Below are 13,617 nucleotides of genomic sequence, written 5' to 3'. Positions count from 1 at the left end.
CAGTTCGATGATGGTGAACGTATTGCCAATGCACCGTTTGTCGTTGCAACTGAAGTGGTTGATTCACCATGGGATAAAGCGGATCAAGATAACAAAATCGTCAAAGTGGGTATCAAGGCTGTTGATAACAGTTGGTCAAAAAAATCGGATAAGCAGTCTATACCACCTGCTAATCTCGTATTCCTAGTAGATGTCTCAGGCTCTATGTCTTCTCGAGACAAGCTGGCATTGGCACAGTCTTCGCTTAAACTATTAACAGAGCAAATGCGCGCTCAAGACAGTATCAGTATCGTGACCTATTCAGGTAGTACTAGTGTGGCACTGCCTGCGACCAGTGGTGATCAAAAAGCAAAGATATTGGCTGCGATTGATGGGTTAAATGCATCAGGATCAACTAATGGGGAAGATGCTCTTAAATTGGCCTACAGACAAGCTGAACAAGGACTAAAAAAGAACGGTATTAATCGAATTATGATGCTGACGGATGGTGATTTTAATGTCGGTATTAATGATGTCGATGAGATGTTGGATTTGGTCAAAGCCAGTCGCGATCGTGGTATCTCTTTGTCCACCGTTGGCTTCGGTCGGGGTAATCTCAATGACTACATGATGGAGCAGATGGCGGATAACGGTAATGGTAATTACAGTTATATTGACAGTCTCACTGAAGCAAAAAAAGTCTTTGGGGATGAGTTAGCCGCAACATTTAACACTGTCGCTAAAGATGTAAAAGTCCAAGTTGAGTTCAATCCTGATGTTGTGAGTGAATGGCGCTTGATTGGTTATGAAAATCGAGTCCTTAATGAGCAAGATTTTAACAATGATAAAGTCGATGCCGGCGAGTTAGGCGCAGGCAAAGCAGTTATCGCATTATTTGAAATCACTCCCAAAGGACAAAAAGGCATATACAGTGAGCGTCGTTATGCTGACAGCACTACCACTACTACTAACGTAACCAGCAATCAGAAAGCCAATGAGCTTGGCTTTCTAAAAATTCGTTATAAAGCACCAACAGGCGGAAGCTCCATACTTATTAGTCAGCCAATTAATAATGCCAGTCGTTCTTTAGACAAAGCCAACACTGATACCCAGTTTGCGATCTCGGTGGCAGGTTTTGGTCAACGCTTAACCCAGAGTGAGTATATTAATGAGTGGCAATACAATGACAGTAGTAAGTTAGCAACAAGTAGTATTACCCATCAGCCAAGCAGCGATTCAGACGGTACTCGCCGTAACTTTGTGATCTTAACGGAATTGGCAGATGCACTTGACGGTACGAAGTAATAAATTAGCAACAAACTATAGGGTCGATACAGATAAATGCTTTGCTGTAAGTTGCTAAAAACTCATGGGTTTTCGTCATTAAGTATTTGATATTAAATTACTTATTTTGCGTCAAGCTTGTTTACGAACTCACGCAGCAATCTTTTATATTGAGTAGTCTGTACAAAGTGTGTATGTTAATAAATAAAGGACTATTTACCACTATATTGTTTGTTTAGCGTCATATGATTACGTCCCAGACTTGTTTATTACCATGATGGTAGCGCAGGTCTGACTTTTCGTATAGCTATCACACTGTGATTCGAATGCGCTGACGGTAGTGTATTATTACTAGGAGAAAAAGATTATGGAAAATCAAGGAAGCTTAATCCGTCGTGATGATAAGGTTTGGCTAAAAACCTATGAAGAACTTGGGCTAGATTACGAGATTAACTTACCAGCTGATAATACCTCACTGATCGATATTTTTGAGCAGAGTTTTACACAAAACAGCGACAAGACTGCCTATATCTGCATGGGTTCGTCATTAAGCTTTAAGGAAGTAGATTTATATAGCCGTCAAATGGCGGCATATCTACAGTCATTAGGACTGGTCAAAGGTGACAAGGTTGCGGTGATGATGCCCAACATTTTGCAACTGCCCGTCTCTGTCATTGCAGTACTACGAGCAGGGTTTACCTTAGTCAATGTCAATCCATTATATACCACCAGAGAGCTTGAGCATCAACTGACCGACTCAGATGCTAAAGTGCTGATTATGGTCGAAAACTTTGCCAAAACCTATCAAGACATCGGCCGTGATGTGGTCGATAAGGTCGTGATTACTGGTATGGGCGATTTGATGGGGACGCTCAAAGGCTTTATGGTCAATACGGTTGTCCGCCATGTCAAAAAAATGGTGCCCGCCTATAATATTAGCAATAGTATCAGCTTTAAAAGCGCGCTCAGTCATAGCACGGCTAGCAAATATAAGCGCCCAACCAATATCACGCTTGATGACATCGCTGTCTTACAATATACCGGTGGTACGACAGGTGTCGCAAAAGGTGCGATGCTGACGCACAAAAACTTAGTAGCAAATTTAATTCAATCCAATACCTTTTTGGGTACCAATTTTGACGATTTTGATCAAAGAGGTGAGCAGCCTGTCATCATGACGGCATTGCCGATGTATCATATCTTCTCATTTACTGTCTGCGGTATGTTTGGCCTATATCGCGGTTGTGTGGTGCTGCTAGTGCCAAACCCACGTGATCTTGATAGCTTATTAAAAGCATACAAAGCCAATCCACCAGCTTTCTTCCCAGCGGTCAATACGTTGTTTAATGCGCTTGCCAATAATGAAGAATTTATCGCGATGGATCATAGCAAGCTGCGTCAGTCGATGGGCGGTGGCATGGCAGTACTGAGCCCAACTGCCGAAAAATGGCGCCAAGTGACGGGTAATATCATCATTCAAGGTTATGGATTGTCTGAGACGGCACCAGTGGCAACCTCGAATCCAAGTAATAGTAAAACATTTACAGGCACCATTGGTGTACCTATGCCAGCGACTGATGTGGCCATCTTAGATGATACAGGTAATGAAGTAGCACTTGGTGAGCGCGGCGAGATCAGTGTTCGTGGTCCACAGGTTATGAAAGGCTATTGGAACCGTGAAGATGCGACGGCTGAGGTCATGACAGCAGATGGGTTTTTCCGCACTGGTGATATTGGTATCATGGCTGAAAACGGCTACGTTACTATCGTTGACCGCAAAAAAGACATGATTTTGGTGTCTGGGTTTAACGTCTATCCTAACGAAGTCGAAGAGGTCATGGCAGGTCATCCTAAAATTCTAGAATGTGGTGTTATTGGTATCAATGATGAAAAAAGCGGCGAAACGCCTAAAATTTATGTCGTACGTAATGATCCTAGTCTAACGACTGAAGAAGTTATTGAATACGCGAAAGAGCACTTAACAGGCTACAAACGTCCTCGCCACGTTGAGTTTATTGATGAGTTACCAAAATCTAATGTGGGCAAAATTCTACGTAAAGATCTACGTGTACTGGAAGAAAAGAACCACGGTTAATTAACTGGCGCTCAATATTAGACAATGAGTGATGAGTGTCTACACAGGTTAGATGCTCATAAGTATCGTGATACCAGATGCCTTTATAACTTAAAATGATAAGATTGCGTATATGCTTTCTTGTCATTTTTTTGCTTAAATTTACCTCTTTATGAGGTCGCTAGTATTAATAGAGAAAATTTGACAAAACTGATATAGTGTTTAGCGAAAGCGCTTACTAAAGTATTGTGATATATATTGACAAAACGATGTCTGACTTGCTTTATAAACCTTGTAATATACATATTGTAAATGTGTTTTTCGGTTCAGCTGAACTGAGCTATTGCACCGTTTTTAGAATGAGGACACGCACTAGAGTATTCTACATTTTTAACGGTAATATTTAGGAAAAATTATGACCGACAGTATCAATAAAGAGACCATAAACGATAAAGCTGCGACGAGCAATTATCAAGACCGTGCATTTCCTATCATGCCGACAATACCTAGCGACAGCCCATGGTTGGATACTTATGAGCGCTATGGTATCGCGGCTACTATCGATATGCCAGATGACAATACCTCTTTACTTGATGTGTTTGAGCGTAATTTTAGCCGCTATGGTCAAAAAACTGCCTATATCTGTATGGGCGCGTCTATTACCTTCAAGCAATTAGATCTATATAGTCGTCAAATTGCCAGCTATTTGCAGTCATTGGGATTGGTTAAGGGAGATAAGGTTGGCGTAATGATGCCCAATCTCTTGCAATATCCAGTGGTTGCTCTGGGTATTATACGTGCAGGCATGGTGTTGGTTAATATCAATCCTTTATACACTAGCCGCGAGTTATCACATCAGTTACATGATAGTGGTACCAAAGCACTATTCATCGTAGAGAATTTTGCAAAGACATACCAAGAAGCGGAAGACAAAGGTCAGGTTGAGCACGTCATCGTCTGTAAACTTGGTGATATGCTAGGAATGATCAAAGGGGCAGTGGTTAATCTCGTGGCTCGCCATATCAAAAAAATGATTCCTCATTATAGCTTGCCAAATAGTGTGAGTTTTAAACACGCATTAAATGCGGTATCTGCCAGCAAATACCAGCGCCCTGATTTGAATTTAAGTGATGTGGCATTGCTGCAATATACCGGTGGTACTACCGGTGTCGCCAAGGGTGCGATGCTGTCTCATGGTAACTTAGTAGCAAATATGCTACAGGTTGGCGTGCTTATGGACAGCGCATTTGAAGATGATGCTGATGCTAGCGATGTTATCTTGACGGCATTGCCGCTATACCACGTGTTCTCATTTACGGTCTGTGGTATGTGCAGTATGTATCAAGGTTATGCTGGTTTATTGATTCCTAATCCGCGTGATCTTGATGGTCTTATTAAAGAAATGGGCAAACATAAACCCGCTTTTATTCCAGCAGTAAACACCTTGTTTAACGGTTTGGTACATAAAGAGAGCTTTGCAAACCTAGACTTTTCTAGTCTAAAAGCGTCTATCGGTGGTGGTATGTCTGTATTGCCTAGCGTGGCAAAAGAGTGGCATAAAATTACGGGCTTGCCTATTGTTGAAGGTTATGGTCTGTCTGAAACATCACCAGTGGTAGCGTTTAATCCAATGACTATTGCAGAATTCACTGGCAAGATTGGTATCCCAGCTTCTAGTACTGATGTGGTATTAATTGATGACGATGAAAATGTAGTCGCACTGGGTGATCGTGGGGAGATTTGTGTTAAAGGTCCACAGGTAATGATTGGCTACCAAAACCGCCCAAAAGAAACAGCTGAAACCTTTACGGCTAGTGGTTATCTAAAAACTGGCGATATCGGAATTATGGATGAAAAAGGCTTTATCAAAATTGTCGATCGTAAAAAAGATATGATTTTGGTCTCGGGCTTTAATGTTTATCCAAATGAGATCGAAGAAGCCATGAGTGAGCATCCAGCAGTGGTAGAGTGTGGTGCTATTGGTGTACCTAACGAAAACCGTGGCGAAGAGCCAAAGTTGTTTGTGGTCAAAAAAGGCGAGGTGACAGAGCAGGAGTTACTTGATTTTGGCAAAAAGCAATTGACTGGTTATAAGCGTCCACGCAGCATTCAGTTTGTAGATGAATTACCAAAATCAAACGTGGGTAAAATATTGCGCAAAGAGTTGCGTAAGATGGAAGGATTGGTATAAGTTTGGCACTAAACTTTACCAAATCAGCGGCGCAATAGCTTGAGCGAATCTTGCTATTGCGCCGCTGTCACGTTAGGATAAGCTTATTTTTCAACCCTGATTTTAAAATATCGTACTAGGAATTTTTATGCGTAATGATAACCGTGAGCTTGACCAACTGCGTTCTATTAGCTTTGAGCGCCATTATACCAAGCATGCCGAAGGCTCAGTGTTAGTAAGTTTTGGTGATACCAAAGTATTGTGTACTGCTAGTGTCGAGTCGGGTGTACCACGCTGGTTGAAAGGTAAAGGCAAAGGCTGGATTACTGCTGAATATGGTATGTTGCCACGTGCGACCAATACCCGTAACCAGCGTGAAGCAGCACGCGGTAAACAATCAGGTCGCACTCAAGAAATTCAGCGTCTGATTGGTCGTAGCCTACGTGCGATGATTGATCTGAGTAAGTTGGGTGAAAACACCATTTATCTTGACTGTGATGTACTACAAGCCGATGGTGGCACTCGTACTGCTAGTGTGACAGGTGCAGCTATCGCTCTTATTGACGCATTAGAAACCATTCAAAAAACCAAAAAACTTAAAGCAGATCCATTAATTGGTTTGGTCGCTGCTGTGTCTGTCGGTATGAAAGATGGAAAAGCGTACCTAGATTTGAACTACGAAGAAGATTCTAACTGTGATACTGACTTGAATGTGGTTATGACTCAAAAAGGCGAGTTCATCGAGCTGCAAGGAACTGCTGAAGAAAAGCCATTCACGCGTGCACAAGCAGACGATATGCTCGTTTTGGCCGAAAAAGGCATCGCTGAGTTGGTCAAGATGCAGCAAACAGCATTAGGTTGGTAGTCGGACTTTAGGCTATTATCAGTAGTACTGATTTTTTGATACAACAACGACTCTCTGACAGATAGCCGGTTTTTTGATAGCCCGCTATCTGTTGCCAAGCAGAATCTCGCAACAGGTAACAATGCATGCTAAAGCTGACCGATGATGGCGCCAAAATCACCTTGCAAAGTCAATCGCAAACGACTGACAACGGTATGTTTTGGTTTGGCTCTGCATTATTAATAGGGGCAGTGGCAGTCGCTATGGCAATGAGTTTTTTGTCTGAGCGCCTTGCTATTGGTGCGTTAGCATTACTTATCGTTGGTAGTTTTGTTTTCAACCGACAACGACAAAAACAAAAAAAAGCCATGGCAGGAACCATTAGTGGCGGCATATTATGGGTGCGTACTGGTGAGCTGGTGCATGACAATAATGGTAAGCGCGAGCATATCCATTTGACAGATGGCGATACAGCAAAGCTCATTGGCGAGCAGCTACAGATAGTTGATGCTAGTGATAGCTGTAAATACCATATTAGTGGTTTTGATAGTGTTCAAGAAGCCACCGCTGCCAAAGCAATTTTGCAAGGGCAGGCGCTATCTAAGCGTCATGTGAATATCAAGATGAATAGTGATTAGTACATATCTATAACTTTAAAGCCAAGACTGGCACTAGAGTTAGAGTAGCTAATCTTATCGAGGAGGTGAGACCTTACGGCCTCGTTTATCAATAAACCATGTTTGGTCGCCTTTTTTGACAGCTGCGACACCATCATGGAAATCCTCTGCCTTGTCATAGATGTTTTGGATTACGAGCTTTCCTGAGGTATCAATATAACCCCATTTCTCCTCTTTTTTGACCGCTGATAAGCCATCACTGAATAGTGATATGTCCTTATACTCTATAGCCGTTATTAGCTGTTTCTCTTTGTTGGCGAAGCCTTGTAGACCGTTATGCTCGACCACCAATAGTCCGTTGGGTAATATCCCTAGATAAGTATAATCTTCAGATAAATATATTTCACCAGATGGGTCAACAATACCTTCATAGCCATCTTTTGCTATAAAGCCAAAGCCATTTGAAGAACAGCAAAAGAGTGCTTCATATTCAGGCTGTATCAAGATATTTCCTTGACGATCTATCAGTCCATATTTATCATTTTTTTTGATCTCTCTGACGCCTGATTCGTTATATGGAGAGCCGAGTTCGTCGTATTCTGCTGCTAATACGACTTTTCCTTGAATATTGATGAGGCCTAATTTTTGGTTTTTTTCGACCTCTATCAATCCTTGTTCATCACGCGAACCAATGAAGTCGTATGTGACAGGTGTGATGATCTTACCTGCTGCATCAGCAAGACCATAGAGGTTGTCGTTTCTCAATTCATAGGTGTCTTCATTGAAAGTATCGATATCATCATAATTAGCAGATAGAACGACAGTCCCTTTGTTATTCATAAAGCCATACTTGCCGTCTTTCTTAAATTGTTGAAGTCCTGTCTCATCTATATAGAAGCTAGGTAGCCTATCAAACTCAAAAGGCTTTAGAACCTTACCTGTTGCATCCATCAAGCCCCATTTATCTTGTTTTTTTACCTTTAGAACCGTCGGGTTGTATGAAAACATCTGAATATCTTGATATTCAACTGGGGTTAATAACATTCCCGAAGCGCTGGTTAGTCCATAGCGATTGCCTATAGCGACCTTTCCATAATTAGAATTATTACAACCCCAATTCGGGATAAGCGCTCAAAAAAAAGATAAAAAAAGAAGTCCGAAGTTGCTAAAGTAAGTTTACCAAGACCACTTAAGCAAAAAGGACTTCTTACATGGACAACCTAACCGAACTATACTGCCATATTGACGACTTTTATCAGCAATTCAAACCTGAGTTTGACGCTCATTTAATCGCAACGGGACACCAAAGGTTAAGAGCATGCCAGATAAGTGTAGCAGAGATTATGACCATCTTGGTACTGTTTCATCAATTACGTTATCGACAGTTTAAGGCGTTTTACTACCATCACATGCTTGGCATGATGAAACGGGAGTTTCCAAATCTGCCGAGCTACTCGCGATTTATAGAGCTTGTGCCGCGCAGTATCATGCCACTGTGCAGCTACTTGCAAAGCATGATGGGCGACTGTACGGGTATCAGCTATATTGATTCAACCAAGATAGCAGTTTGTCATAACAAGCGTATCTACCGTCATAAAGTCTTTAAGGGACTTGCAACCCGAGGCAAAAGCAGCATGGGCTGGTTCTATGGCTTTAAGCTGCACGCCATTATCAATCATAAGGGCGAGCTTGTATCTGTTAAAGTCACTGCGGGTAATACGGATGACAGAGTGCCTGTTAAGGATATGGCAACGCCTGTGTTTGGCAAGGTGTTTGGGGATAGAGGCTATATCAGTAAAGCCCTAAACGAGTGGCTCACAAAACACAATGATACCACGTTGATAACCAAACTTCGGCGTAATATGAAACCCCAATTACTTGAGCCTATGGATGAGGCACTACTCAATCATCGCTCTTTGGTTGAAACGGTGTTTGGAGAGCTTAAAAACTTGTGCCAAATCGAACACTCACGCCATCGTAGTGTCACGGGGTTTATCACAAACTTGCTGTCAGGTTTAATTGCTTATTGCTGGTTTCCCTATAAACCCACCATCAAAAACATGCCTCAGCAGGGACAGGTAGCAACATTGTAAATAGTATCAATGAGTTACAATGTGGCTTATCCCGAACTGGGGTTATTACAACAAAATAACCTGTCATATTTTGCAGGCAAAATGATATTTCCTTCATTATCTATCAAGCCTTTTTTTTGCTGCTTTGCCATCAATACTCGATTTTGATCATCATCTAGGCTATCGATCCAATCATACGCTACTGGCAATACAACTTTTCCTGAAGCATCAGCGACACCATATTTGTCACCTTGCCTAAGACGAAAGTATTGGTTGGGATAAAACTGAAGGTTGTCATAAATCATAGGCAACACTTGCTTACCTTGTGTGGTAATGGCACCTACCTTATCAGCATGGGCCACAGCGATCAGATCATCATTTATAGAGCGCATTCGGTCAAACGTATAGTCTGTTAGTGCGTCTCCTTTCGCGTCTACCAACGCCCACAAAGCACCATCAAGTGTCGCAATTACTATATTACTTGTTGTTAAACAGGTTACCTGTATGGCATCGGCAACCTGAGGCTTGATACATTCATCATTGGCATAAGTCATCGATGATGCTATCAAAAGTCCAATGACAATTGGTGTCTTAATGGTGAACATTAGGATTTCCAAGTTTTTGTTTATTTGGAAGAATAATAACCCAACTTAATTTTAATAGTAAGTAGTAACTCAAGGTTTCTTATACCGTGTTTAGGGCGTGTCTTCAATTCAACCAATGATTATCCCAATGGATTAACAATGGCTAAATCTTGCCAAACGGTGTCAATTAGCTGACTAATATCTTGAACGATACTTGCAACGCTCCGTATAAATAGTTTATAAGTAAGGTTGAAAAGCGCCTATTATTTTCGCTTACCTATTTATGTCTTATAGACAAGGAATCAGTCATGTTGCGTATATCCATGTTGAAGTTGTCGGTGACAGCGTCATGTAGTCTATTGTTTTCCTTTAGCTTGATAGGTCAGGCTCAGGCAGATAGTATGAGCGCGCTAATCGCTCAGAAATCAGCTCAATCAACGACTTCCTATCGCTATCCAGACGTATCGCATCAAGCGCCTACGGTGTTACCTGCGTTTTTATCTGGTAATTATGACAATGTCGATAGTAAGTATTTACCGCTATTAAGTAGTGCAGAAACGCAAAGCAGCCCTGCTGCGCGTGAGGTGGTCAGTACCGCTCGTAAGATGGCGCTTAATGAACGTACTATTATCCAAGGTGGTTGCTGGGATTATTTAAACGCGGTATTTAACCGGGCAGGGGTGACGCGTGATACGGTTCACAAAGGCATTTATGGTCAAGGACCTTATGCTAGTAGTGGCGAGATAGAGGTTGGGGATTGGCTGTACTATATCAACCATGGTTATAATGACGTCGAGCACAGTGGGTTGTTTGTCGGCTGGGTCGATGAGCGTGCGAAGCAAGCGTTAATATTAAGCTATGCTGGTGAAAACCGCCGCGAACCTGCCCGTTACCGCGTTTATGACTTAAGTAATGTCTATCAAATCATGCGTCCTAGTGTCTAGTATGAGAGTCCGGCTCCCTTAAGATACAACCGACCTTAATAAAAAAGCGTCCGTCACTTATATTAGTGATGGACGCTTTTGATTGTTGAGTGTCAACCATTTTGCTAATTTTAGAAAGGTTTTACCACGACCAAAATAACGATAAATATTAAGGCAAATACGGGTATTTCATTAAACCAACGCCAAAACTTATGTGATTTATAGTGTGGGTTATCAATGAGCTTTTTACGATACAAGCCGCAAGCACCATGATAGCCTGATAGTAATACGACTAATAGCAGTTTGATGTGCAACCAGCCTTGGGTTTTGTAAACATCCCAGCCTAGCCCTAACATCCATAGACCGAAGATCCATGTGGCTATCATCGATGGAGTCATGATACCGCGGTAGAGCTTGCGCTCCATAATGCTAAAGCGCTCTTGGCTGATGGCATCATCGCTCATTGCATGATAGACAAACAGGCGCGGTAAATAAAATATCGCCGCAAACCAACACACCATCGAGATAATGTGTGCCGCCTTAATCCAGTTAAAATAATCTGCCATTTTAGTCTCTCTTGCTCAGCTTGTAATTTATACTAATCTGCCAACACTACTTGCGTCTGATGACCATTCATGGCATCCATTACAGGCAATACTTTGGGTGCTCTTGGTGCGGCAAACTGCTTGGTGAGACCAAGCTCACGCATGAGTCTATCGTCACCTGATTGACTGGCATTGCCCGTAGTCAGCAGTTTATCACCATAAAAGAACGAGTTTGCACCCGCCATAAAGGCCAATGCCTGCTCAGAGTCAGACAGGCTCTCGCGACCAGCAGACAAACGTACATAACTGGTCGGGCAGCAAATACGCGCCACAGCGATAGTACGAATCCACTCAAGCACAGACAGCTGACCCTCGGCCAATACTTTGTCACCAATAGGTGTGCCTGCAACAGGTACGAGTAAGTTAACGGGTATCGACTCAGGCGCTTTTGGCATTTTGAGCAGTTCATGTACCCAGTCGATACGGTCTTCACGGCTTTCACCCATGCCGACGATATTGCCACTACAGACATTGATGCCTGAGTTGCGGACATTGTCTATCGTATCTAAGCGCTCGTCATAGCTACGTGTACTGACGACTTGCTCATAATAACTACGTGAGGTGTCTAGGTTATGATTGTAATAGTCCAATCCAGCATCTGCCAATTGAGTCGCTTGATTGGTATCTAACATACCAAGCGTCATGCAGGTCTCAAGCCCTAATGCTTTGACCTCTTTAATTAGCTCGACAACATAGGGCATATCTTTTGCGCTTGGATGTTTCCAGGCTGCACCCATGCAGAAACGTGAAGAGCCGCTGTTTTTGGCACGTTTGGCAGCGGCAATGACTTTGTCTACCTCTATGCGTTTTTCGGCTTGGAGTTTGGTAGTATCGCGATGGTGACCTGACTGTGAGCAGTAGCCGCAATCTTCAGGGCAGTTACCTGTTTTAATAGACAACAAGGTGCTGATTTGTACTTCATTGGCTTTAAAGTTCTCTCGATGTATCGTTTGTGCTTGTAGCAGCAAGTCCATCAAAGGCAAATCAAACAGTTTTTCGATGTCTGCACGAGTGTGTTTGTGAGTGGTTTTTTGGTTGGCTGTAGTAGCATCTGTGGCTAGGTTGGCCAAAAAGTCACTGTTGCTGTTATTTTGATTGTCTACTGAGCTAGTGGGGCTACTGGCATTAGGTTCTGAGATGCTAAGTAATCCTGCCATGAGATAAGTCCTTTTATAACGATATTAAGTAAATCTAACGATTTTTTGTCTTTTTAAAAAAATAAAAAAGTCTGCGATATAGTATACCGTAACCTTTTTAGAAAATCAGAGCGCCACTCTATTGTATTTATATTAAATACAATAGAGCAGATTAACAGTAACTATGTGATGTTCAGTTTGCCATTCGGTGTTCTGATGATTTGTATCTGATAGTTGGTATCTGGTTATTTGCCCAGTTTGTGCTTGGCAACACCAATCCAGTGATTGGCAAAATTCTGTGCTTTGTAAGCATAAGGCTTTGCTTTTTGAAGGTATGGTTTGCACTCTTCTGGAACTTCTGGAACGATATGTTTGGCAAGTTTATTAAACCACATCATTAAGCTGTAGTCACCTTCGATGCTCAAGTTGCCTTCTTGAACGGCTGTCATAAAGGCTGGCAAGTTGCCTTTAGTCAACAGCTTAACACCAGTCATAGAATCTTTAAAGTTGATGGTCAAATCAGCCGATTTTGCATGACCGCTATATTGGCTAAAGTCGCCATTATCAAAGACAAAGTAACGGGCGATATCAGCTTCAGTGCTAGAAAATTCGATAGTCACACTACGGTCAGCAAATAGTGCTTTCACTTTTTCATCATCGCTATCAGCGAGCATAGACAAACGGTAACCAATCACCGCCAACAATACGTCTAAAGGATCAGACTTAATATCTAACACAGGAATAGTAAACATAATCGAACTCCTAAAAAATGAGACGCAAAACAATGCGTACTTTATAACAATTTTTGCGACAAATATATAATTAGATTATAACTGATTGATGGCATTTAATTCTTTAGGAGTTACGTAGGGAGTGTTAAGTATCTTGTAACATTCGATGACGTCAGTATGATTGATGACGTCAGTATGATTGATATGGTATTGAGCGTACTAATGGAAGCGTGGCTGATAGTCATCATCATAAACAGGCGTGTGCTCGATATAGCGAGATGCTTCTAGCTCACGCTGTAGTTGCACAGATTGGCTAAGATCATCGTAACGTAATGCTCGATATAATACCCAACTTGCTAGTGGCAACCAACTGATACCCATGGCGATAATATAACTGTGCCATTCTGATAGCATAAAGTGACTCAATATCAAGCTGTGGATGATTTCAACGGCTAGCCAATAGGCCATACCACCAAATAGGTACAGCAGTAGCCAACGTTGAGACGATATGGCGAGTACTATTATTAACACTGCGAGCAAACTATAGCCAAGCCAAGCAGCATTGATCCATGTCGTTATGTCGATAAAAGAAAATATA

Annotated in this window: 13 protein-coding genes; 7 read left to right on the top strand and 6 right to left on the bottom strand. The window is 42.0% G+C overall.

Annotated features, from left to right (window positions below; translation table 11 throughout):
* From ACT3SX_RS10110 to ACT3SX_RS10090, 5 genes are all read left to right on the top strand, one after another.
* A partial coding sequence (locus ACT3SX_RS10110; RefSeq protein WP_444518632.1) for a vWA domain-containing protein occupies positions 1–1,284 on the top strand: 1,284 nt, incomplete at its 5' end.
* A 346-nt stretch (positions 1,285–1,630) separates the two neighbouring features.
* Complete coding sequence (locus ACT3SX_RS10105; RefSeq protein ID WP_192519917.1) at positions 1,631–3,358, top strand: AMP-binding protein; 1,728 nt, start codon at positions 1,631–1,633, stop codon at positions 3,356–3,358.
* 394 nt (positions 3,359–3,752) lie between these two features.
* Complete coding sequence (locus ACT3SX_RS10100; protein ID WP_192519916.1) at positions 3,753–5,528, top strand: AMP-binding protein; 1,776 nt, start codon at positions 3,753–3,755, stop codon at positions 5,526–5,528.
* Between the two features lie 127 nt (positions 5,529–5,655).
* Positions 5,656–6,372, top strand: a complete 717-nt coding sequence (rph, locus tag ACT3SX_RS10095) for a ribonuclease PH (RefSeq protein WP_192519915.1) — start codon at positions 5,656–5,658, stop codon at positions 6,370–6,372.
* 125 nt (positions 6,373–6,497) lie between these two features.
* Positions 6,498–6,989, top strand: coding sequence for a hypothetical protein (locus ACT3SX_RS10090; RefSeq protein ID WP_192519914.1), 492 nt, complete (start codon positions 6,498–6,500; stop codon positions 6,987–6,989).
* Positions 6,990–7,043: 54 nt separating this feature from the next.
* On the opposite strand, the gene ACT3SX_RS10085 is transcribed toward ACT3SX_RS10090, so the two are convergent.
* The gene (locus tag ACT3SX_RS10085) at positions 7,044–8,012 is read right to left on the bottom strand and encodes a WG repeat-containing protein (protein ID WP_442062920.1); all 969 of its coding nucleotides are present in this window, start codon (positions 8,010–8,012) and stop codon (positions 7,044–7,046) included.
* Positions 8,013–8,179: 167 nt separating this feature from the next.
* Here ACT3SX_RS10085 and ACT3SX_RS10080 point away from each other — a divergent pair, with 167 nt between their 5' ends.
* The gene (locus ACT3SX_RS10080) at positions 8,180–9,061 is read left to right on the top strand and encodes an IS982 family transposase (protein ID WP_444761720.1); all 882 of its coding nucleotides are present in this window, start codon (positions 8,180–8,182) and stop codon (positions 9,059–9,061) included.
* A 26-nt stretch (positions 9,062–9,087) separates the two neighbouring features.
* On the opposite strand, the gene ACT3SX_RS10075 is transcribed toward ACT3SX_RS10080, so the two are convergent.
* Entirely contained in the window at positions 9,088–9,645 is a 558-nt protein-coding gene (locus ACT3SX_RS10075; protein ID WP_442063364.1) for a WG repeat-containing protein, read from the bottom strand.
* Between the two features lie 287 nt (positions 9,646–9,932).
* Between ACT3SX_RS10075 and ACT3SX_RS10070 the strand changes: the two genes are divergently transcribed.
* Positions 9,933–10,568, top strand: coding sequence for a hypothetical protein (locus ACT3SX_RS10070; RefSeq protein WP_192519912.1), 636 nt, complete (start codon positions 9,933–9,935; stop codon positions 10,566–10,568).
* A 110-nt stretch (positions 10,569–10,678) separates the two neighbouring features.
* On the opposite strand, the gene hemJ is transcribed toward ACT3SX_RS10070, so the two are convergent.
* The 4 genes from hemJ to aciT form a co-directional block, all read right to left on the bottom strand.
* The gene (gene hemJ / locus ACT3SX_RS10065; protein ID WP_192519911.1) at positions 10,679–11,113 is read right to left on the bottom strand and encodes a protoporphyrinogen oxidase HemJ; all 435 of its coding nucleotides are present in this window, start codon (positions 11,111–11,113) and stop codon (positions 10,679–10,681) included.
* A 32-nt stretch (positions 11,114–11,145) separates the two neighbouring features.
* Positions 11,146–12,309 (bottom strand): biotin synthase BioB, encoded by a 1,164-nt coding sequence (gene bioB, locus ACT3SX_RS10060; RefSeq protein WP_192519910.1) that lies wholly within the window; start codon positions 12,307–12,309, stop codon positions 11,146–11,148.
* 224 nt (positions 12,310–12,533) lie between these two features.
* Positions 12,534–13,040, bottom strand: a complete 507-nt coding sequence (locus ACT3SX_RS10055) for an SCP2 sterol-binding domain-containing protein (protein WP_192519909.1) — start codon at positions 13,038–13,040, stop codon at positions 12,534–12,536.
* Between the two features lie 198 nt (positions 13,041–13,238).
* Positions 13,239–13,616, bottom strand: coding sequence for an AciT family ciprofloxacin tolerance protein (aciT, locus tag ACT3SX_RS10050; RefSeq protein ID WP_192519919.1), 378 nt, complete (start codon positions 13,614–13,616; stop codon positions 13,239–13,241).
* Between the last annotated feature and the right edge of the window lies 1 nt (position 13,617).

It is taken from the genome of Psychrobacter sp. AOP31-B2-9, from assembly GCF_052378005.1.
GTDB lineage: Bacteria > Pseudomonadota > Gammaproteobacteria > Pseudomonadales > Moraxellaceae > Psychrobacter.
Note: the sequence above shows the minus strand (reverse complement) of the source record. Positions and strands in the feature narration are given on the sequence as shown.

Bases quoted from the DNA above. Each gene is read 5' to 3' on its own strand.
- ACT3SX_RS10105 (WP_192519917.1), top strand. From the start codon at position 1,631: ATGGAAAATCAAGGAAGCTTAATCCGTCGTGATGATAAGGTTTGGCTA.
- ACT3SX_RS10100 (WP_192519916.1), top strand. From the start codon at position 3,753: ATGACCGACAGTATCAATAAAGAGACCATAAACGATAAAGCTGCGACG.
- rph (WP_192519915.1), top strand. From the start codon at position 5,656: ATGCGTAATGATAACCGTGAGCTTGACCAACTGCGTTCTATTAGCTTT.
- ACT3SX_RS10090 (WP_192519914.1), top strand. From the start codon at position 6,498: ATGCTAAAGCTGACCGATGATGGCGCCAAAATCACCTTGCAAAGTCAA.
- ACT3SX_RS10085 (WP_442062920.1), bottom strand. From the start codon at position 8,012: ATGTTATTAACCCCAGTTGAATATCAAGATATTCAGATGTTTTCATAC.
- ACT3SX_RS10080 (WP_444761720.1), top strand. From the start codon at position 8,180: ATGGACAACCTAACCGAACTATACTGCCATATTGACGACTTTTATCAG.
- ACT3SX_RS10075 (WP_442063364.1), bottom strand. From the start codon at position 9,645: ATGTTCACCATTAAGACACCAATTGTCATTGGACTTTTGATAGCATCA.
- ACT3SX_RS10070 (WP_192519912.1), top strand. From the start codon at position 9,933: ATGTTGCGTATATCCATGTTGAAGTTGTCGGTGACAGCGTCATGTAGT.
- hemJ (WP_192519911.1), bottom strand. From the start codon at position 11,113: ATGGCAGATTATTTTAACTGGATTAAGGCGGCACACATTATCTCGATG.
- bioB (WP_192519910.1), bottom strand. From the start codon at position 12,309: ATGGCAGGATTACTTAGCATCTCAGAACCTAATGCCAGTAGCCCCACT.
- ACT3SX_RS10055 (WP_192519909.1), bottom strand. From the start codon at position 13,040: ATGTTTACTATTCCTGTGTTAGATATTAAGTCTGATCCTTTAGACGTA.